This is a genomic window from Paenibacillus vandeheii (assembly GCF_030433635.1).
Classification (GTDB): domain Bacteria; phylum Bacillota; class Bacilli; order Paenibacillales; family Paenibacillaceae; genus Paenibacillus; species Paenibacillus vandeheii.
Map to the genome: position 1 here is coordinate 220186 of NZ_JAROCD010000006.1, position 22140 is coordinate 242325.

19 protein-coding genes are annotated in these 22140 nt (G+C 48.5%); 1 reads left to right on the forward strand and 18 read right to left on the reverse strand.

From position 1 onward, the window contains the following. Nucleotides 1-210: 210 nt before the first annotated feature. The 5 genes from glpX to P5G61_RS13595 all read right to left on the reverse strand — a co-directional run bounded on the left by glpX (nt 211) and on the right by P5G61_RS13595 (nt 4709). Nucleotides 211-1287: a class II fructose-bisphosphatase gene (gene glpX / locus P5G61_RS13575; protein WP_024631999.1), complete on the reverse strand. Its 1077-nt coding sequence runs from the start codon at nt 1285-1287 to the stop codon at nt 211-213. A 676-nt stretch (nt 1288-1963) separates the two neighbouring features. Then, on the reverse strand, nt 1964-2506 hold the full coding sequence (locus P5G61_RS13580; RefSeq protein WP_301247033.1) for an EVE domain-containing protein: 543 nt from the start codon (nt 2504-2506) through the stop codon (nt 1964-1966). Beyond that, nucleotides 2499-3071, reverse strand: a complete 573-nt coding sequence (locus P5G61_RS13585) for a DinB family protein (RefSeq protein ID WP_301247034.1) — start codon at nt 3069-3071, stop codon at nt 2499-2501. Before P5G61_RS13585 ends, P5G61_RS13580 begins: the two co-directional genes overlap by 8 nt. A gap of 66 nt (nt 3072-3137) precedes the next feature. Further along, a complete protein-coding gene (locus P5G61_RS13590) occupies nt 3138-4085 on the reverse strand; it encodes a helix-turn-helix transcriptional regulator (RefSeq protein WP_301247035.1) in 948 nt (315 codons plus the stop codon). A gap of 267 nt (nt 4086-4352) precedes the next feature. Further along, on the reverse strand, nt 4353-4709 hold the full coding sequence (locus P5G61_RS13595) for a hypothetical protein (protein ID WP_301247036.1): 357 nt from the start codon (nt 4707-4709) through the stop codon (nt 4353-4355). Here P5G61_RS13595 and P5G61_RS13600 point away from each other — a divergent pair. Beyond that, entirely contained in the window at nt 4703-5206 is a 504-nt protein-coding gene (locus P5G61_RS13600; protein ID WP_301247037.1) for a hypothetical protein, read from the forward strand. The genes P5G61_RS13595 and P5G61_RS13600 overlap by 7 nt on opposite strands. A 75-nt stretch (nt 5207-5281) precedes the next feature. On the opposite strand, the gene P5G61_RS13605 is transcribed toward P5G61_RS13600, so the two are convergent. The 13 genes from P5G61_RS13605 to P5G61_RS13665 all read right to left on the reverse strand — a co-directional run bounded on the left by P5G61_RS13605 (nt 5282) and on the right by P5G61_RS13665 (nt 21951). Beyond that, nucleotides 5282-5812 (reverse strand): (2Fe-2S)-binding protein, encoded by a 531-nt coding sequence (locus P5G61_RS13605; RefSeq protein WP_301247038.1) that lies wholly within the window; start codon nt 5810-5812, stop codon nt 5282-5284. Continuing rightward, on the reverse strand, nt 5809-8142 hold the full coding sequence (pucD, locus tag P5G61_RS13610; RefSeq protein ID WP_301247039.1) for a xanthine dehydrogenase subunit D: 2334 nt from the start codon (nt 8140-8142) through the stop codon (nt 5809-5811). The genes P5G61_RS13605 and pucD overlap by 4 nt, the downstream gene beginning before the upstream one ends. 35 nt (nt 8143-8177) lie before the next feature. Beyond that, a complete protein-coding gene (locus P5G61_RS13615) occupies nt 8178-9092 on the reverse strand; it encodes an FAD binding domain-containing protein (protein WP_301247040.1) in 915 nt (304 codons plus the stop codon). A 307-nt stretch (nt 9093-9399) separates the two neighbouring features. Continuing rightward, the gene (locus tag P5G61_RS13620) at nt 9400-10044 is read right to left on the reverse strand and encodes a nucleotidyltransferase family protein (protein WP_301247041.1); all 645 of its coding nucleotides are present in this window, start codon (nt 10042-10044) and stop codon (nt 9400-9402) included. Beyond that, complete coding sequence (locus P5G61_RS13625; protein WP_301247042.1) at nt 10010-11116, reverse strand: XdhC family protein; 1107 nt, start codon at nt 11114-11116, stop codon at nt 10010-10012. The genes P5G61_RS13620 and P5G61_RS13625 overlap by 35 nt, the downstream gene beginning before the upstream one ends. A 27-nt stretch (nt 11117-11143) precedes the next feature. Continuing rightward, complete coding sequence (locus P5G61_RS13630; protein ID WP_301247043.1) at nt 11144-12466, reverse strand: 5'-deoxyadenosine deaminase; 1323 nt, start codon at nt 12464-12466, stop codon at nt 11144-11146. A gap of 106 nt (nt 12467-12572) precedes the next feature. Continuing rightward, nucleotides 12573-14168, reverse strand: coding sequence for a gamma-glutamyltransferase (gene ggt, locus P5G61_RS13635; protein WP_301247044.1), 1596 nt, complete (start codon nt 14166-14168; stop codon nt 12573-12575). After that, nucleotides 14162-15403 carry a pyridoxal-phosphate-dependent aminotransferase family protein gene (locus P5G61_RS13640; protein WP_301247045.1) on the reverse strand — a complete coding sequence of 414 codons (1242 nt, stop codon included), beginning with the start codon at nt 15401-15403 and terminating at the stop codon, nt 14162-14164. The genes ggt and P5G61_RS13640 overlap by 7 nt, the downstream gene beginning before the upstream one ends. 6 nt (nt 15404-15409) lie before the next feature. Next, nucleotides 15410-16711, reverse strand: coding sequence for a Zn-dependent hydrolase (locus P5G61_RS13645; RefSeq protein WP_301247046.1), 1302 nt, complete (start codon nt 16709-16711; stop codon nt 15410-15412). Further along, nucleotides 16698-18113 carry an allantoinase AllB gene (gene allB, locus P5G61_RS13650; RefSeq protein WP_301247047.1) on the reverse strand — a complete coding sequence of 472 codons (1416 nt, stop codon included), beginning with the start codon at nt 18111-18113 and terminating at the stop codon, nt 16698-16700. The genes P5G61_RS13645 and allB overlap by 14 nt, the downstream gene beginning before the upstream one ends. A gap of 40 nt (nt 18114-18153) precedes the next feature. After that, nucleotides 18154-18534 (reverse strand): hydroxyisourate hydrolase, encoded by a 381-nt coding sequence (gene uraH, locus P5G61_RS13655; RefSeq protein WP_301247048.1) that lies wholly within the window; start codon nt 18532-18534, stop codon nt 18154-18156. Then, nucleotides 18531-20036, reverse strand: a complete 1506-nt coding sequence (gene pucL, locus P5G61_RS13660; protein WP_301247049.1) for a factor-independent urate hydroxylase — start codon at nt 20034-20036, stop codon at nt 18531-18533. The genes uraH and pucL overlap by 4 nt, the downstream gene beginning before the upstream one ends. A 292-nt stretch (nt 20037-20328) precedes the next feature. Further along, entirely contained in the window at nt 20329-21951 is a 1623-nt protein-coding gene (locus tag P5G61_RS13665) for a PucR family transcriptional regulator (RefSeq protein ID WP_301247050.1), read from the reverse strand. Nucleotides 21952-22140 lie beyond the last annotated feature (189 nt).

The window sequence follows — 22140 nt, forward strand, 5'->3', positions numbered from 1 at the left end:
TCCTTCATGTTTCCTGAACACATGCAAAAACGATGCAATCTATAAAATATGATATTTATGTACGCGCGTACATCTTCTCATGTGTTGTAACCGTTGTCAATGCTTTTAACATAAAAAAAGATGAGGATTTGTGTAAACAAATTCCCCATCCTTTTCTTATGTTATTCTCCTGTAACTTGTCCCATATTCACAGCCGAGAACAATTTTAATTTAGGTCGTCACACCGTTACCAACGGATGATTGACTGAACTCCGCCTGTTCCAAAATGGTGACCTGACTCTGAATGCGATCCGAAGGTTCAGGTGTCGATTGAAGCTGCCGCACTTTGTGCAACACTTCTTTATTAGGAAGGAAATGCTGAGAACGGATGAAACGAATGGTTTTAGTTTTGGCACGCATAACGATGGAATCGGTCTCAGCCCGGTCATCTGCGAGGTAACGCACACCGCCTAAAATCTCACCCGGGGTCACACCCGTTGCCGCAAAAATAACATCCTCCGTGCCGATCATATCCTGCATCGTTAATACTTTGTAGGGATTGTCGATCCCCATCTGCAAGCAGCGCTGGAATTCATCTGCATTGGCAGGCATCAGGCGACCTTGAATTTCTCCACCCAGGCAAGACAGTGCGGCTGCAGCAAGCACGCCTTCCGGCGCTCCACCTGATCCGACATACAGATCAATTCCCGCCTCCGGGAACGCAGGTGCCATCGCACCAGCAACGTCACCATCACTAAGGAACTTGATCCGCACTCCAACCTTTCGTAAAGTTTTGATCGTGCTCTCATGCCGGACACGGTCCAGAATCATGACAGTTAGATCTGAGATATTTTTGTTCAATGCTTCTGCGGCTTTCTCCAATGTCACCTCAACCGGGTCTTCAATACTGACCTTGCCAACCAGAGCCGGCCCAACTGCCAGCTTCTCCATGTACATATCCGGTGCGTGGAGCAGGTTGCCTTTTCCCGCCACTGCAATAACCGATAAAGCGTTGTTCAGGCCCTTGGCTACAATCTCTGTACCTTCCAAAGGATCTACAGCCACATCAACCTCGGGACCCTCAGCGTTGCCAACTTCCTCGCCGATATACAACATGGGTGCTTCATCCATTTCTCCTTCACCGATTACCACCGTGCCGCGAATGGACACGGAATCGAACATGGCGCGCATAGCCAAAGTAGCCGCCTCATCTGCACTATTCTTGTCGCCCCGCCCCATCCAGGGAGCTGAAGCTAACGCAGCCAATTCTGTTACTCGGACAATTTCCAACGCCAGTTCGCGTTCCATTTTTCCCACTTCCTTTCCAGTTTCCAAAAGCATACATTGAAAGCGGTACTAAATCCATCGCAAATCCATATGAAATTGATCTAAAACGGGAGTAATAGCTCGCTATTTGGAAAACTGCCTATTCGTTCTCTCGTCGATAAATGCACACAGTTAAACACCTTTGAACATGCTATTTTACAGTTCTAATCCACCAATAACACTGGTTTGAAGCGGTCGATTCATCTTATATTTTTTGAAACTCCATATTCATCGCCTTGAGAGTGTAAAAAGGAAAATCCGAACAAATTAATGCAGATAACAAGGTGTTTATAATATAAAAACTAAATCTACAGAGAAAAAAACTATTCGTTCTCACATTCATCGAAAACGATTTTAATAGGCTCATTTCAGCCTTGATGCACTGCCAAAGGAACAATATTGATGAGGTTATGTGCAAGGTATGTTCTTCAAAGATTCGATCTGAAAAACCACCCAAATCCAACTCTATACGCCCTTTGGGCATGACTAGCAATATAGATACAGCTTATGGAGGCCATCGAAAATAATAAGTTTACATAATAATTACTACGTACTATAAATCCTTCAATTTTTAATGTTTTCCCTCAATAGGTCAATTTTTTCTACATTTTAATTCATTACACAGATATGATCTGAATTTTTGCCCAAACTTTGCAGGTTAGCAGGTTTCTATCTCAGTCCCCAACATGGCAACTGCAATTTTCAGGAAATCCTCTCTTTGAATCTGCAAATGCCCATATCTAAAATGATATCCCCAACGTGCCTGTCCCCGAGTAAGGATCAGTTGGTCTAGCAGATCAGCGATCTTCACCTGCTGACAAGGATAATACTGGACATTCCTCCGATATGGCACAAAGGAATCCGACATGCGGTAGGTATACACCTGATTGTCCACTACACGTCCTATGGCGGTAAATGCTTGAAGTACCTTGCCCCCATGCAAGCTGGATCGAGGCGAATAATAGATCAGCCAGTCGCCTGCATTCATTCTACGCAGAGGTGCTGCCTTGCCGTGACAGAGCTGAGCAAAGCCACCTTCTACGCCTTTCTCCACATGGGAGGCGGACACAACGCTGATCCAGTAGCGGTTTCCTTGTTCAGATTTCGCCTCGACCTCTAACTGAGAAGCCAGTTCACTCGTATAAATCTGCTTTATTTCTTTACTGGTGATTATCAAATTATGTTTTTCCAGTTCATTCATCTCTCTGCTCCCGCTCTTCCCATGCCGTCTTCAGACGTTCAAGCTGCAAAAAATGATGACGATAATGCATCTCGACCAATATAAACCACTCGTCTGCATCCAAACCGCCGAATCTTGGATGTGGCAGCGTACATTCCGATGTTTTTCCTTCCAGCAGCAGGTCCATTTTCCGCATTTCATCCCTTACTTCAACCAATCCTTGAATTATTGATTCTCTTCCATCCGGTTGAAGCGGAGTATACTCAGGAGAAGCCGGGACGTGAATACGTATCGGCGGAAAACTCGCTTGTGCAAAAACAGCTTCGCCTGCTTCTGTTTTGCCCTGGTTTTTCTTCTTATCAGCGTCCTCGTCTGCACTTATACAAAGTCGAACATTGGCTAAATGCATTTTCATCGCAGACTGAATTAAATGCTGGTACATCTGGCCGACTGACCACTCCATATCACTGGGTTTGTACCTTAACTGAGAATCACTCATCTTATCCAGTTCTTGTAAATAACGTTCCAGCGTCATCTCAAAATGACGTCGAATCTCACCTTTGTTCGTTGTTCTTGGCGTATTCATACAAATAAACAGCTCCTTCAATCGGTTATAAACCGATCATACACAAACACTACTGACAGCGTTATGTCAGTAGTGTTTAAGAAGATTGCTGGCTTCCTCGCGAATACGTATCCTCAACGATTCGGGCTCCAAAACCTTAGCCGACGCTCCCCAGCCAAGTATCCAATGCAGAACGTCTTCTGGATGCCTTACACGAAAATCTGCATATAATCCATCGGATTGCAGATCTGCTTTCTCCATGTAGAAATTGTTCGCTTCAATCACCCTGTCTGCAATTCGACCATCAAACCATACACGGACATGAACATCACGATTGTCAGGTGGTGAGTAGCTATGAATATCAAAACCCGAAGGAAGTTCGAACGGATCAGTGCTGATCTCCAGTTCGCTCATGCGGGATATACGAAAATGACGAATCTCTTGTCGCAAATCGCATCGGGCAATCAGCATCCATGAGCCTTGCATCCAAAGCATTCCGTAAGGGGAAGACATACGAGCCGTCTTTTGCACGCTCTCATTAACCGTTCCAGGCTTATGATAATGAAAGCGGATTTTGAACTTATGCTGCATTGCGGTTCGGATGACACCCATATGTTCGATTTCACGCTCGCGTGCATCACTGTCCGCTGAACGAAGGAGACGGATACCCTGTCGTATCTGTCCAACCTCTTCTCGAAGAGGGCCAGGCAGGATGGCCTCAATTTTGGAACGGGACGTGAGGGATGTGCTCTTGTAATAGCTGTCGAAGCGCTGCTCAACAAAATCAAGTCCGATCAGAAGAGTTACCGCTTCTTCAGCGGTCAAGCTGACCGGAGGCAAAAAGTATCCTTCCATAAGAGAATATCCTACTCCGGGTTCTCCCACTATAGGGACACCTGCCTCACATAACGCCTGAATGTCCCTGTATATGGTTCGAACACTGGTTTCAAACAAGAGGGCTAAATCTTCCGCTCGTTGCACCTTCCCACGCTGCAGCTCAAGTACGATGGCCAGCATACGATCTGATTTGTTCAAGAACCACCCCTCCTTGTATGTAATATCAATTACACCATCTTCATTGGACATTTATTATAAGTAACATATGGACAAATGAAAAGCATACGGACTGACAAGTCCTACTGTGAACGGTCCATTCTTTTCGTAAGATATTTCATTGAACAACAAAGACCAACCCACAGAGCATAAGTTGGTCTTTAAATGTTTTTGTTCAATGCAACTAAGGATTTATATTAAGGTCGTTATAATCATCGAAAATAACAAATTTACATAATAATCATTACGTTATTTTAAGTTCAATTTATTGATATTTTCTTTTAAAAGGTCGATTTTCCCCCCACCTTTATTCACCACATAAATATGGTCTGGCTTATCGTCCAGACTTTTACCGCTAATCATCAATTGATGCCCGCCTTCTATGTTGTATTTTCGAATATATAATCCCGATCCTTCATCTTCATATGGGTAGGCTGCAAAATCATTCCATGTCAGGCTGTCTCCTTTCTCAGCCAGAGTTTTCAGTTCTTTTAAGGGAATGGATGAACCCGAGTCCTCATGATCATTATTTGCCTGACACCCTGAACAAAACGCAACCAAAAGCAACAATACTAAGCTGAGTTTTCTAGGAATAAGTTTTGTCATTATTGTTCCTCCTCAAAATAAAAAAAGATGGAATTATTTGTAATAAATATCTTGTTTTCTTCAACATTGTACCAAAACATAAATACCGCATATTACATTTTTTTGAAATCATGTTGAACACATCCACGAATTCTGGACATAAATTACAACCAGGTGAACTGGCCGGTAAAGTATTTACAAGTTTAATTTCTTCGAGCATCATTAGTGCTTCTAAGCTTGACATGCCATATTTAAATAAATCCTTACGAACTTCTACATATAGTGAAGTTCCGGGGTACAGAGAGTATAAGGTAGCACTTGTTATTGCACCAAACTATGATTATCATTGGTATAGACAGGATGCTGATGGTGGTTGGTCACATAAACGTGGACTAACTGCTATTGATTTTAGAGATGCCAGCGGCAATTCGATTCGTAATCCACAAACAGCTGATCGTAATTATGGAAATGGCCTTAATTATTCCACTTGGGGCGGATGGTACATTATCAAATATTAATCGTTAACAATAAAGACCGAGCGAAGGAGGAGATATGCCCTCCTTCGCCCGGTCTTCTTTAATTCCGTTTTTCAATTACAGGTCATTCACTTTCTTCTCTTCCGTTGTTAAAAAGGATGTTGATAAACAGGTTTCTCGTGCAGTTCGAACTGCACGAATAATCCCCCCATACCCGGTACAGCGGCACAGATTGCCGCATAATCCCGCTTCAATCTGTTCCTGACTAGGCTGCGGATAGCGGTCCAGGAGCGCTTTGGTGGAAATCACCATTCCGGGAGTACAATATCCGCATTGGAAGCCGCCCTCCTCTACAAAGGCTTGCTGAATCGGATGTAACTCGTCTTCCTTTTCACCGCGTAGCCCTTCTATTGTTGTTATCTCACTCCCAACACATTGATAAGCCATAACGAGACAGGAATTGACCGGCTCTCCATCCATCAGTACCATACATGCACCACAGCGGCCTACTTCGCAGGAAACCTTCGTTCCGGTCAGATTCAAATGCATCCGCAGTACATCCACAAGACGGGTCGTTTGGGCGATTTGCAATTGCTTCTCTTCCCCATTCACAACGGCTGTCCAGAAATTGTCCAAAGGTTCAGTCATGATGGGATCACTCCTTCCTGAAGCGGGACGACCAGCCCCTTAATCAATTGATCTCGCGGAACGGGCAAACGATTAACCCACACCCCTGTAGCCTGATGAATTGCAGCGGTGATGGCTGGAGCAAGCGCCACCGAACCGATCTCGCCAATCCCCCGCGGACCAAACGGATCACCCTCGGGGAGGTCTTCAATCGCTTCCACCTCCAGATTCGTGTGAATATCCCGAATCGTTGGAATCAGGTAGGTGTCCAGATTGGTTGTCATATAGCGACTGTCTTGCATAACGGCGTCTTCGGTCAACGTAAAACCTAGAGCCATTACACTCCCGCCTTCAATCTGTCCAATGAATCCCATTGGGTTAATGACAGGGCCAGCCGCCACTACATGTCTTGTATCCAGCAATTTGGCTTCCCCGGTTAGCGTGTTTACCTCCACCTCTGCGGCTACTGCAGCATACGTATATAGATAATGCCCGCCCACCACATTGTCCGGCGTGGTCGGATATTCGAAATGAGTATCGAACATCCATTCCTCCGCTTCTCCATGCTTCGCCAGATTTGCGTAAGAAACAACAACTCTGGAATCAATCGTCGTATCATTCGCTGTACGTTCTGGAGGAAGCTGTCCCTTGTGCCATACTCCCCCTATTCCAGTAATTAGTTTGTCAGCCGGAATTCCTGACAAGGTAGAGGCTACCGACAACATTTTGGAACGGAATGGTGCCTGTAATCGCTGAAGAGCCATCCAGGCCATGGTCGTTGAACGCGAAGCCGTACTTGAACCGCTGTGCGGTACTCGATCCGTATCCCCAATAATGATGCTCAGATCGGATGTGGAGCAGTGGAACAGATCGCAGAGCATCATTTCCAGAGTGGCAATAAGTCCCTGACCGAATTCTTCGTAACTGAAAGCCACTTCAATCTTACCTTCGGCATTCAGGGACAGGCGGCCCCCCGCCGGATCGGGAATGCCATATCCCAGCCCTGCCCCGTGCATGGCGATGGCTGCACCCACACCACGTTTGATCCAGGGCGGCAGAGCAAGATCTGCCGGGGGATGCTGATGTTTTTGCCATAACTCCGAACGGTCCATCGCCTCCCATACTTGCGACAGTCCATCCGTGACCAGAATCCGTTGATTCAACGGTCCAGGATCGGTCTTTTCCCGCATGTTGCGTCTCCGAAACTCCCAGGGGTCCATCTTCATAATCTCGGCGAGTCGATCCATCTGACCTTCCATAGCAAAGATCGCCTGATTGCCGCCAAATCCGCGAAACTCTCCCGACACTCCATTATTCGTATACACCGAGATGCCCTCCACATCTACATGAGGAATGGAATAAGGTCCAAGACAGTGCTCTGTGCAGAAATTCAGAACAGGCGCCCCCAGCGTCGCATATGCCCCTGTGTCTGCGGTAATGCGAACTCGATGTGCCTGAATCATGCCTTCACGGCTGATGCCTGTCTGCATTTCAATTTTCATCGGATGGCGCTTCAGTCCTGCACGTACAGATTCCTTGCGGGAGTTGTGCATTTTCACAGGACGTCCAGATCTTAAAGCAAGAAGCGCACCATAAGGCTGTACATTCAGCTCATCTTTTCCACCAAAGGAACCGCCAATCGGAGATGAGACCACCCTGATATCCTCTTCGGAGCACCCGATTATTCGGGCAAGCTGCATTCTGTCCTTGTAACCATGCTGTGTAGCCGCATAGACATGAAGTCTCCCATCTTCTTCAGGAACAAACAACCCACCTTCTGTCTCCATATAAGCATGCATCTGGCGAGGAGTATAATACGTTTCTGTCACGATATGCTCGCATGCAGCAAAGGCATCAGCTACATTCCCACGCTTGATTTCGGTGCGGTGCAGCACGTTGCCGGGACCATGTTCATGGAGCTCCGGTGCACCGGGTGCCAGTGCAGCCTCCGGGCTGTCCAGCGGAGTCCATTCCTCATACTCAACGCGGATTGCATCCAGAGCGAGCGCTGCACGTTCCGGGGAATCCGCGGCAACCGCGGCAATGGCATCACCGACATAACGAACGACATCCTCGCAAAAGACAGGCTGATCTGGAGTTGCAATGCCGAAGCGGTTCAATCCGGGTACATCTTTGGAGGTGAGTACGGCGTATACACCCTCCATGGCCTCAGCTCCGGTAATATCGATAGACAATATCCGGGCATAGGGATAGGCGCTTCGAAGGACCCTTCCGTATAACATTCCAGGCAGCGTCATGTCTGTCAGATATTGAAGCTTTCCTGTCACTTTGCCCACCCCATCTGGCCGCAGATGCCAGCGTTTCCCACTACTATCCCGATTCAACAGCATGATCTCTCTCCCCTTTTTCCTTCATCTGTAATCTTCTATGAGCGAAGTGCTTCCCAGAGTCCGGCACCGAGCATATTACCTGCTGTCTGATTACGGTACTGTTCTGTAGCGAATGCATCGCCATATGTTACAAATTCCGACACGACTGTGGCAGCCAGAGCTGAAGCCTGCATAATAGAAACCTCGCTACCAAGAAGCAATTTTTCCGATTCGGGTAGCCGCATGGCCATGCCTGATCCTCCGCCCGCTGCTATCGCGATCTTATTCCATCGGCCATCGGTGCCCACTTCACCGTGAAAAGCAATGGTCACCAGCGATGCCGTAAAGGTCTCCCGCCGACCCAGCTTACGATAAAATGAAATCTCACGCGCTGCAGATGTCGGTTCGCTAATGGTGTCAGAAGAAGGTGTATCTTTCATCGGAATACGAATGGCGATCAACACATCATTCGGATTACGACTGCCCTCGCCATCACCGTTCAGCCAGGAAGAAAGACTGCGAATCTCCATGCCGCTGTTCGTCATCCAGTGAAGCTGTGCTTCGTAGACAAGGAGTGCAGGGATGGAGTCCCCCACTCCGGATACAATGTTTCCCCCAATCGTCGCCATGTTGCGAATAGAGGGAGCTGCTACGGCATTTATTGCAGCCTGTAATAAGGGCAGTTGTTGCAGATGAATGTTCGCGGCACATTGATTCAATCGCGTTAATGCTCCGATAATCAGATCATCTCCATCCACATATACATCGCTCGCATCTGGAATACGAGTTAGGCTGATCATGTGCTCAGGTACAGGAACGAGTCCACCTTCCCACTGAGTACGCAATAATGTGGCCCCTGCTGCAAAACAATACTTCCCGCACAGTTGACTCTTTAAAAATTGAAGTTCGTCCAGACTAACGGGCTGCCAAACTGTTGGCTGAGCTCCAGACCCATATGCCGGCATGACCATCCTTCCATCTCCCTTCTCCAATCTGGAATCTGCGGGGGGTTAAATAAGACCGAATGATCCAAATAATAATTCTTCAAATCATAGGGGACTGCAACAATAAGGTCAATTATCTTTACATGCTTTTGGATAAATGTATAAATACACTCTTTGATTTGTGCCTAATGCATTGTTTACTTCAATAAGCTAACACAAGCCGATTTATAACCACTCAGATAAAAACAATAAAGAGCCAACCAGATAATCTGGCTGACCTCTTTACTTCGAGAAATAATACACAAGGAATCGCTCCTTCTGCCGTGATCTTCATTCATTTTATCCCATTTACATAATCCAAAATGCGCTCCAGCTCCGGTTCGGTATCCGCATCCCAGAAGCTAAAGTCAGACAACGATACATGCGTGCCTGCATATTTGGCATTGCGCATGATTTTTCGCGCCCCCTCATCTCCACTGAGTGACAAAAGAGGCCCCAGCATATGCACACGAAAGGCTACCGGAGGCTTGCCTCCACCGCCATCTGTTGCTGCTGCATAATCACACAGCTTATTGGCGGTTAACGCCTCAGCAACCCTGTTTATATCCTGTGCCTGCAATAGAGGCTGATCCGCCAAAATCATCATCACACCTTCTGGTCGGTATGCCATTGCAGACAGAATGCCACAATGAAGGGACATAGCCATACCGTATGCATAATCGGTACAGATTGCGATCTGAAGCCTCTTCCCCATACCTGGAGTACCACCATAAGATGCCTCATGAAGCCACATGGAGGGGATCCATGCCAATGAATCCTCAGGTTTGACGACACAGATGACCTGCTCCAAATCGGAATTCAAGGCAGCTTCCAGGGTCCATGCCGCCAAACATCTTCCATCAGGCATGACAATAGACAGTTTATCTCTCCCCATTCGGCTGCTCTTACCCGCCGCTAGCACGATGCCCGTCAGTCGCATGCCTAATCCCCCTCTGCACATTGCGACGCTCTGCGGCAGCAGCCGCACGTTTACAGGCAATAAGTTCTGCTGCGATACTGACCGCGATCTCTTCCGGTCCATCGGCTCCAATGGTCAACCCGACGGGTGAATGCAAATGCTTCAGTGGAGGGAGTTCGTTCAGCAAACGTGCTGTCCGTGTTCTGGACCCCATAATGCCAAGATATGCATAATTCCGATCCTCAAGCAATTCAAGAAATTCCCGTTCTCTCGGAAATTGATGACTCATCAATACGATATAATCCCCGCTTTGGATATCCAGTACAGGCATAATTTCACGAGGGAAACCGCGGACAAGCGCAACACCCGGAAACCGTTCAGCGGTGCACAAGGTTTCCCGCCAATCAGCCACCACCACACGAAATCCTGCTGAGTTACCCAGACGGGCGACAGGAATCACATCATTTCCGGCTCCAACAATAATCAAACGGGGTTTGGGCGCATATTTTGCAGTGATCTGTAAAGGGATATCCCAACGATTAACCTCGGATAAACCCACCCTCTGAGGATAATTCTCTTCAACATCAGATGTGACCACTTTGGATTCAAACGGATGAATGTTGACCAAGGAAAGGCGTGAAAAAGTCTGGCTTTCTGCATCCTCTGCGACCTTTGTCTGATAATGAATCCGGGTGTATTGATCGTAGAATGAACGGGTTAGCTCTACAATAGATCCAGATTGAAAATACGTTTGCATATCGGACATAATCGACCTGAGCTTTCCACAAACCGGCTCAAGCAGCACAATGATTAACCCGCCGCATCCTATCGTTTCCCCCCAGGACAGATCATCTTCGGGACGCATATCATACTCCACGAACTCCAGCTGCTGCGAATTCAGCACACGAACCACCCTGGCCTGCAGATCACTCTCCAGACAACCCGGACTGATACTGCCATACATTGTACCTTCTTCGGTCAAAAGCATAGAGACTCCCTGTTTACGGTAAGCATGACCTTCTACCTTAACCGCTGTTGCGAGTACACAGCGCGATTCCCGCGCTGCAATTGCACACAGATCATGCATCTCCATAAATGTCTCCATCCTTTCAGGGATTCATTAGATGCGTTTCATCAATCTTGCAATACTTTTATCCGATTCACGCAGCACGATGCCACGATCAATCGTTTGAATCTTCCGGTTTTTGAGCACAATGCTTCCATCAATAATAACGGTATCCACACAGCTGCGCGTTGCGGAGTAGACAACACGGGAGTACACATCGGTCTCATAGGAAGGGTAGGTATGGAAATCATCGAGATCCAGCAGCAGCATATCTGCCTTTTTACCTACTTCCAGACTTCCAATTTCCTTGGACATGCCAAGCACCTCTGCTCCACCCATCGTCGCCATGCGCAGCACCGTCCGGGCATCCATCACGGTTGGGCCATGCGGCACCTTTTGCATAAGAGCGGTCAGACGCATTTCCTGGAACATATCCAGATTGTTGTTACACGCCGCGCCATCAGCACCAATTCCTACCGCAATCTGGCGATTCAACAGATCAGGAATATCCGCTATACCCGAGGAGAGTTTCATATTCGATCCAGGACAGTGCGTCACTTTCACGCCGCGTTTGCGAATGATCTCTTTCTCTTCCTCACTCAGCCATACACAGTGGGCAAGCACCAGTCTTGGGGTAGCCAGGCCAATATGATCCAGATAGACAATGTTGCGCATGCCGCGCTCGTGTTCGACAAGTTCGATTTCGCCGCGATTTTCGGAGGCGTGGGTGTGTACTTTCACATGATACTTATTTGACAGGTCGCGCACCTCAACCAGCAATTCCTCAGTGCAAGAGACGACGAAGCGTGGACAAAACGCATACTGAATGCGACCCCCGCCGAATCCATTCCATTTCTCCAGCAAATCGACACTTTGCTGCAGCGAGGTAGCCGTATTTTCACGCAGCGGTTCAGGAACTTCATCCCCGTGATCCATCATTACTTTGCCGGAAATCACCCGAATACCGCTCTGTGCCATCGCCTGAAAAGCCGAGTCGGTATGATGCACCGTCTCCATATCGAGAATGGTCGTTGTCCCGCTGGAGATCAATTCACCCAAGCCGAGCATCGCCGAGTAATAGACAGATTCCTCATCATGCGCTGCCTCAAGCGGCCAGACGCGTTGACGGAGCCAATCCATTAGCTCCAGATCGTCCGCACGTCCGCGGAAAAGAGTCTGACACAGATGAATATGTGTCTGGATGAAACCTGGCAGCAGCACTTTGCCCCGAGCATCAATGACCTGATCAGCCTGAACGTCAATATGCTCTGCAATCTCTTTGATTTTGTTATCCTCGATCAGGAGATCCCCCGTAAATACATCTTCTTCTGCATTCATCGTGACGAGTTGTGCGCCTTTTAGCAGGATCGTTCCCATGATAATCTCCCCTATCCGTATCTATCTGCGTACATTTCACTAGTTCTATGATCCTGCACATTGAAGTCACTCTTAGGATCTATCCATAACGTCTACACAAATTACGCTACCACCCGATAGCCATGCCATCTCCCCTGGGATCTGCTGCGCCGCTGATCATGCCATCTTCTCGGATGACGATGCCTTGCGATTGCCCCATAATCCCATCCCACGGCGCTCTGGCTTCGACGTTATGCCCCCATCGGGCAAGCGTGTCACATACGTCGTCATGATAGCGGTTCTCCACTCGCATCGTGTCGCCTTCCTCGCCCCAGGTGCGTCCATACACCCAACGCGGCAGACCGATCGCTTTCTGAATGTTCAGACCGTAGTCCAACACGCCCGTAAGAACCGATAACTGTGTCTGAGGCTGGCCCTCACCGCCTTGTGTGCCAACAAGCATATAAGGCTTTCCATTACGTGTGACAAGACCAGGCATTAACGTGTGAAAAGAGCGTTTATTCGGCTCCAGCACATTGGCATCCATTGGATCAAGCGAGAAAAAGGACCCCCGGTTCTGCATAATCACCCCAGTATCCCCAGGCACATAGGCAGCCCCAAAATCAAAATACAGGCTTTGAATAAACGAAACAGCATTGCCTTCATTGTCCACAATCGCCGCATATGCCGTATCCTGACCCATCGTTTTGGACAGAAAAGGCTGCGCCACAGGGGGTGCGGACTGAATCTCGTTCCACAATTCATCTCCATAAACCTTGGATAACAGATCCTTCACCGGAATATCCCTGAACTCCGGGTCTGTGAGATAACGATCACGGTCACGAAAAGCCTTTTTGACCACTTCAGCCATCAGGTGATAAAACTCGGGGGACGTGCGCGCCACGGAAGATAGATCAATATGTTCCAGCATATTCAACATCATTAGCATCGAGAAGCCCTGTGAATTGGGTGGCATCTGATGAACTTGATAGCCACGGTAATCGGTAGTGATTGGCTTCACCCACTCTCCCTTGTGAGCAGCGAAATCCGCTGGGGCAAGCATGCCGCCATCTTCACGAATAGCCGAAGTTAGCTGCTCCGCCAATTCCCCGGTATAAAAAACATCGCGTCCACCTGCCTGAATCAGGCGAATGGAGGCGGCCAGCTCAGGCTGCAAGAGTAGTTCACCTTCCTGCAAAAGTGTACCAAAAGGGGCAAATACCGCTCGAAGCGGCGTATGCCCCATAATGAAATCCTCATCACGCTCCAGCCACAGGCGCAGATTCCGGGATACAGGACATCCCTTTTCCGCATACTGCGCAGCTGGTTCAAGCAGCTGCTCCCACTTCAACTTCCCGTAGCGGGACCAGACCTCCCACCATGCATCCACCATTCCCGGAACGGTAATAGCACTGAGCACGCCTCGTTGAGGAATAGTACTCATCCCCATTGCTTTGAACGTATCGGCATGAATGCCTGCTGCGGAACGGCCGCTTCCGTTGTAGGCAGTTATATCACCACTTGCTCCGTCGTGGATCAGAAAGAACGCATCTCCGCCAAGTCCTGTCATGTGCGGATAGACTACGCCCAATGCGGCACTTACTGCAACAGCAGCATCATAAGCGTTACCTCCCTGCTGGAGGATTGAGCTGCCCACCGCGCTTGCCAAATAATGCGGGGAGGTGACCATCACCTCTCTGGTTATCGGCATTTGATTCAGCATAAGGCCTCCTCCTTCCCGGCATATACATCCAGCGCTGCCTGTACCGCATCCCCTGCCGGCAAGGCGTGACGATGACGCAATAGCACTGCTTCCAGTGCACCTAGTACATGAAGTACATTTTTGCGCTGGCAGCTGAATCCCATCGTACCAATACGCCAGATTTTTCCCTTCAACGGTCCGAACGAACTGGCTATCTCAATACTAAAATCATTCAGAAGCATGCTGCGTACCGATTCTCCATCCACACCGTCTGGAATTTGGATACAAGTGACCACCGGAAGTTTACTGGACATATCCCCATACAGTTTGAGCCCCATTCCCTGAATCCCTGCAACCAACGCTCGTTCATTGATCCGATGTCTCTGGAAACGGGTCTCCAGCCCTTCCTGAAGCAGAATACGCAATCCTTCGTGAAGACCGTAAAGCATGGAGGTGGCTTCCGTATGATGGTTCAATCGTGCTGGGCTCCAGTAATCCTGCAATTGGCTCAGGTCAAAATAGTTACTGGCAATCGTGCGGCCTTCAGCCCGAGCACTAGTTGCATCCCGCAGTCCGCGCTCAACCGTTTTACGGCTCTTAAGCTTCTTCTCCACACGGCTGTTATACGTTAAAGGCGCCATCCCGGATGGAACCGACAAACACTTCTGTGTTCCGCCCATCACTGCATCCAGATGCCAGGCATCTGTCTCGACCGGTGTACCGCCAATTGTGGCAACAGCATCGACGACAAGTAAAATATCGAGTTCACGGCAGGCGCTGCCAATCTCGGCGAGAGGCTGCATTTGCCCGGTTGATGTCTCGCCATGAACCATCGCGACCAGACTCGGCTTATGTGCATGGATCGCCTTGATGACCTCTTCCGGATCAAATACCTTTCCCCATTCTGTTTCAAAAAACACAACCTCGGCACCGCAGCGTTCCGCTATTTCCACAAGCAAATGCCCGAAGCGTCCATAGATCGGGACCAGCACCTTGTCCCCCGGCTGGATCAGACTGACCAGCACGGCTTCAATCCCTGAGCGGGATGTGCCATCGACCGGATAACACCATTCATTATCTGTCATGTATAGTTCACGCAGCATCGCCATCGTGTCATTCATCAGGGAAGTAAACTCCGGATCAAATTGCCCCAGGATCGGGAAGGATAATGCCCTTAGAACTCTGGGGTCAACTTCAACGGGCCCCGGTGTCATGATGGTCCGTAAGGACGGGGACAATTCTCTATAGTTGGACATCTTCACTCAACTCCCGTAACCGTATTTATAGAGTAACTGAACGAGGACCCGAAAACCGCGCATCAGGTCCTCCTCAGCTGTATATTCAAGAGGATTATGGCTAATGCCATCTTGGCTTGGCACAAAAATCATGGCTGTTGGACAAGTTGGCTGAAAAATCTGCGAATCATGTCCTGCCCCGCTTGGCATGCACAGATAGGATAACTGCTCTTGTTCACAGAGATCGCGAATGTCCGCGGTAATCTGTTCGTTCATCGGAATAGGTGTGACGGACAAGTGTTCTTCCCAGTTCAGTCCGAGCTGCTGCTCGGCTGCAATTCGGCTGAATGCCTGAAGCATATTCTGCCAGCATAGGTCAATGCTCTCTTGCCTGATGTGCCGGATATCCAGTGAAAATACAGCTCGTGAAGCAACGACGTTCCCTACACCCGGATCTGCCGTTACTCGTCCCACGGTGGCTACAAGAGGGTCTCCCGCTTCCAGCGCAATACGTCTTACGGCTGTAATCATCTCGGCTGCACCTGCAAGTGCATCTTTGCGCCAGGACATCGGTGTAGTCCCGGCATGATTCGCTTCTCCACTTACGGTAATGCTAAAGCGTTTCTGGCCTACAATATCCGATACAATACCAATCGAATGGCCCAATCGTTCAAGGACCTGACCTTGCTCAATATGAAGTTCGATAAAGGCACCATACGTGTGTGAAGCCGTCCTATAACTACTATCTGGTCCAAAGCCTGCATTTCGCATCGCCTGTGCAAAGGTAATTCCCTCTTGATCCTTCAAATGCTGGACTTCTTCCAGAACGGATGCGCCTGTTATACTTCGTGACCCCCAATAAGCGAAGGGGAATCGGCTGCCTTCTTCTTCACAGAGCGATACCACTTGAAGTGTTCGTTTCGGTGCCCCGAAATGGTTTTGCAGATACTCCAGTGCAAGCACTCCCGCAGCTACGCCATAAGCGCCGTCATACTTTCCACCATGTACGACCGTATCGATATGTGATCCTGTAACAATCGGCGCTTCTTCCATTCCTGTTCCTGAACCCGTTCCCTTCAATGTGCCATACAGGTTGCCAGATTGATCGAATTCGGGAGCCAACCCTTTCTGCTGCATTTTTGCCGCAAGCGCATGCTGTGCCTCACACCATGCTTTGTCATACAACAGACGTGTAACTCCTCCCTGGGTATCAGCACCATATGCGGACAACCAGTCCAGCATGCTTTGCAGCTTCACCTGCTCCAACTGCGGCAAAGGCTGGATAGGACATTCCGTACCGGACGACGTGTGTAGTTCAAAGTCCGTCATGATAACCCTCCGTTCGTTCTGCACCAGCTGGTACAGATGAGTTGCCACAGACAAACCGTCCAACAGGTTCATCAGATAAGCCTGTTTTTGAACTGTATACTCGGGAACCTCGGCAGAACACATCTGCAATACTGGAAGAAAACGTGCGTCCCACATAAGGGCTCTGTTTGTGTGTGTAGAGCAGGTCCTCCGTATTCAGGATGGTACTCTTCTCCCAATCAATCAGTACCAGATCCGCATCCTTGCCGATGGCGATTTCACCTTTACTCTCCAGCCCAAGCCTTCTGGCAGGTTGCAGAGCCAGAACTCTTCCAAGCAGCGGAAGGGCTATATTTCGCCGAAGATGTCCTTCCTCCAGCATAAGCAGCAGCGTGCTTTGCGCGCCGGAGATGCCACCCCAGATGTCGAAGAAATTATCCGATTGTTTCATCGATGGCGGACAGGGAGAATGGTCGGAAGCGATAACATCAATCAGTCCTGATGTCAGAGCATCCCATAACTGATCTTGCTCCGTCTGACTCCGCAATGGTGGTGCACATTTGGCTACAGCACCCAACCGAACAACATCCTCATCTGTCAGGGTCAGGTAATGCGGACAAGTTTCAGAGGTTACATCTTGCCCGCGCCGTTTCGCCTCTGCAATCAGATCAAGCGCTTCCCGTGTACTGATATGAACAAAATGCAGTGCACATCCGGTCTGCTCTCCATATTGCAGCGCTCGGGATACCGCTCGAACTTCTGCTTCTGCTGGACGAGATTGCACGTAATCCTTCGGGCCGGTTCGTCCAGCTGCAATACATCTGGTGCCAAGTTCAGCAACCATTGCTTCGTCTTCCGCATGAAGCGCCAACACACGGTTTAGCTTTGCAACCTCGTACATACCCTTTAAAAGGGTGTCATCATCGGCTCTGGCGAAGATGTCTTCCCCTTCTCCGCCGGGCTCGGACATAAATGCCTTGAATCCGGATGCGCCCAAATCGGTTAGTGGCGCAAGCTCAGCCTGATTACCGGGAACAAGCCCTCCCCAGAACGCATAATCCACATAGGATTGGCCGTCGGCTGCTTTCATTTTCAACTCCCACGCCTCCGGTCTAACCGTTGGGGGCACACCATTGAGCGGCATATCGACATACGTCGTAATACCACCAGCAGCCAGCGAGGCTGATCCTGACTTGAATCCCTCCCAACTCGCGAGTCCAGGTTCATTAAAGTGAACATGAATGTCCACCGCCCCCGGCATCATGGTAAAACCCTTTGCTTCTATGATTTCAGTGTCTTCATCACCCACCAACTGTGAGGACAAAGCTGTTATTTTTTCACCAGTAATCCCAATATCCAGTTCTTCGACGCTATCTCTCAATACAACCCGGGCCCCCCGGATGATCGTATCTAATCTTGTCATATGGATGACCCTCCCCTGATCAGCACCGGATTCATGTATTTCAGCTTCCCCGGTATGTACTGTAACCTCCTGGAGCAATCAATAAAGGAATGTGGTAGTGGCTTGCAGCATCGGATACGGCAAAACGAATCGGTACAACCGTCCATAACGCCTGCCCTAGTTCCTCAAGAGATCGCTCCGCGTAATAACCCTCAACGTTGAATTGAAGCTCATACACCGCTTGCTCAAGCCTCCCACTGTCCAGCAATGGGGCATCCAGACGTCCATCGCTATTCGTCACCGATTCAGCAACTTTCCTTTTGGTTTCCTTCTCGCCATCCCTGTACAGTACATACAGTTCAATCCGCACGCCTCCAGCCGGTACGCCCTTAGAAGTATCCAGCACATGCGTAGTGATTCGTCCTCCAGCCACCAGTATCATGCCTCCCCTTCTTTTCTAGATCCGCCGTTGTCATTCTCTAGATCGTCTCTTGTCATCGAGAAGCCTTGGAATCCATAAGGCGGTCTGGGCTCGGTAAACACTTTGCCCTCTCCTTCTTTTACTTCCTCCAGCACGGTCTCCCAAGTCCGATTATTGGACTCAAAAGAAACTTCACTGAGCTGTCCAAATCGCTTCAACAGCCTTAATCCAATCTGATAAATCAGATGTTGAATGGATGCGGAACGACACGTATGGAACACTGCAGCAGCTACATCTCTTACCTGCTCAGCGGCTACATAATGCCCACGCTGATCATCCATGCCATCTCTCGGATCTTCATAACGCCAATTGATATTCAGGAAAATGAATAGCGGACGGTCCCACGTCTCTGGTAAGGTGGTGTATTCATCCTTGACAAAACCGGCAAATTCGCTACCCTTGACCTTAATCAGCCTGATATCTGCAACACCACTGAAATGATTGCTCAGCTCAACCCGACTTCCTTTTCGCTGCGCTTCAATGGCAGCCATCGCTCGTTCATTCTGGGAATAACGGAATACCAGCTCGCTTGCGCGAAGGCTTCCCTCTCTCCGTACGGGCACATCTTCAAAAGGTATCTGATCTGCCGTCATCTGGACTTTGGTCATCTGTGGATAGGTCTCCAGAAAACGTTGGCTTACGTAAGCAAGGAAGCCCTCTACCGTAGCTCCGGTGTAATCCGCAGCATGGTTTAGAATGAAATTCTTCATTGAATCCGTGGCAACAACACGGGAATTATCTCCTTCTATAAAAGAAGACAGAAATTCGTCACCTTGGACGGCTACTTTAATGTTCAGCCCGAACAGGATATTATTGCGGCCGGTAAATGGAGATTCCGGAATAGGCTGGATGCCCGTCAACGGTTTGACGTATGAACGGAACACCCATATATCCCCTTTACCGTAATATATGGTCCGCTGCTTCACTTCGGATGGTTTAACCTCGTTTTCATGTCTATGACCAACCTGTACCAGCCACTGCTCCAATCGAATGGAAGCAATCTTGAATACTTCGTTCAGAGCGGTCTGGAATTCTTCCTCCCTGCCACGCTGATTGCGCCCCCGCATGGACTCCAGGATGGACTGAGCTGTATGACCTTTTACGGCCAATATAAAAGGAAAGCCGAATTGGCTTGTGTATTCTTTGTTTAACTTACGAAGTTCGTTATATTGCTCCGGTGAGAGTGAATTAAGCCCTGCACCGGCCTGTTCTTGTACGGAATTGCTGCTCATGCTGATGCGCGCCCCGAGATCCGGGTGATTGCACAGCAACTGCAGCTTCATCTTTTCATCGGATGTCTGAACTACGCTCTGCATCACATTCATCATTTGTTCGAAAGAGTCAAATGGCCGTGAAGGCCAGGAACGCTCCGCTACCCAGGGTGATTCTTCGAATAGTCCGCCAAACGTATGCACGAACTGGGTGATAGACCAGCTGTTAACGAGTTTAATGAAGTCGCCCATGTTAGAACCTCCGGTCTTCAGTAGATTGTTGTTCTTCATTTTAAGTGTCTCTCTGTATTGCGACAACAATATTTACGCAATTTTGTAATATAACATAACATCAGATATGTGATTTGTTTGCAATGCACGGGATTTGATTATTCCAATGCAAAAAAAACCGAAAAAACCGCACTTCCTCAAGGGAAATACGGTTTTATCTGACATGTCTGCTTCATTGTTATGCTGCACAATACTTATTCAGGATAATGAATATCTTCATATAAAGGATATACTCGTATGGCCCATCTTCAGATTAATGATGCAGTGCCTGGGATTTTGCTGTTGTTTTGTCCCGCACAAACTTGCGGAAGGTGAACACCAGCTTTAATTTCAGCAGATCATTCGTCTTTTTAAAGTCCATTTGCAGCAAACTTCCAACTTTCTCCATCCGATAGGTAACGGTGTTCCGATGCACAAACAGTTGCTTGGCAGCTTCGTTAATGAGTCCATCATTCTCGATAAAAGATTCCAACGTATTCATTAACACCTGATTGGGATCGCCATCCCTGGCCAGTAATGGTTCAAGTACTTTATTGCAGTAATTCTCCATGATATTATCTGGTACATGTTGGAATACATAGGCGAATTCCAGCATCTCGAACTGTAGAGCCCGATCCTTCATACCAAAACGGCGAGCCAGTTGGCGGGTATCCAGACATTCCTGATAGGCTTCACGCAGCGACTTCGGCTCATGCTTCATTTTACTGATCCAAAATCGTGGTGCGGACTCTCCCTTGGCTTCCTGTGCAGCAAGCACATCTCCGAATCGACTCAATAGGAAAGCTGATAACTCTTCACCGTAATCCCGCCCCGTTGGACAGGTGTAGATGGACAATATGCCATCTTCAATCTGAAAATGCTGTGAGGCCGTGAACTGCATAAGCGGATTGTACTGTAACTCACGATGAATCTGCTTCAGCAGCTTCCCTTCTGCAAAAACAGACGGTTCCAGCGTGATCAACACGCATTGATAGGTTCCCTGGAACAGGTGAATACCTTTATTCTCGCTAAGTCTCGTTAGTTCATCTACTGTCATTTTGTTATCCAGATACTGGCTCAGCAAGGTACGCATCTCATCCTGAACGGTCGGGTTAATGTGCTCCCGATAGGTCATATCCATATAGAATGCCAGGACATCCGCAGCCTGCTGGAATAGTTCTTCTTCCGCTCTAAGTGACAGCGCCGAGTCTGTAAAGACGAGCAAAAATCCGTATTCTTCATCATTCTGCTTGATAGGTACCCGATGGCAACTTCCCTGACTCCATTTCACCCGGTGCATAACGGATTTCCAGGGCCAACCCTGCACCACCGAGTCTCCGGCAATGCCTTCACTGCCGTATAACACATGTCCACGGGAGCCAATAACTGCAAGCGGGTAATTCAGTACGGTGGCAAGCTCGGCAAATACATTCCGATGCTGTTGTTGTTGCAGTGCAAACTGCATCAATTTTTTCTGTTTCTGCACCACTTCGTGCAATAAACGATTGCTGCGTTCATGTTCAGCCTTGAATAACGCATTCATCTGGTCGGAAAAGGTGAACTGAAATGGCAGCTCGAGCAGCGGTAGGCGCAGCCGGTCCGCTTCTTCAATAATCCCTTGGGGAATGGACTGCCAGAAGCGTCCTAATTTAATGCCGAGTCCGGCACAACCGCGTTCATTCAGGCGACGCATCAAACGAAGTGCATCCGTCTCATTGTCTTTCATAATGAACGCGGTTGTGAACAGCAGTTCTCCGGATTTAATCCAATCCGCTATATCTGGAGCGTCCATGACGTTAACGGATTTCATCATCCGTGAAGTCCCTTCCCCACCTGCAACCAGTCTGGCCTCAGACAACGGGTATACCTGTAAAGCCTCTTTAACCGTAAGCTGCATGGACATTACCTCCCATATATATAACGCATAAAGCCGTTTTAATCCTTGAAATGGACATGAATAAAGGATAAACTCTTGATTTGTCCCCAAACTTTTGAATATCGTCTTGATTGTTGTTAAGTATTATAACATCATTTTCTATTGAATAGCTTACATGAAAAAAAATAAAACCTATGACACAATTGCAGC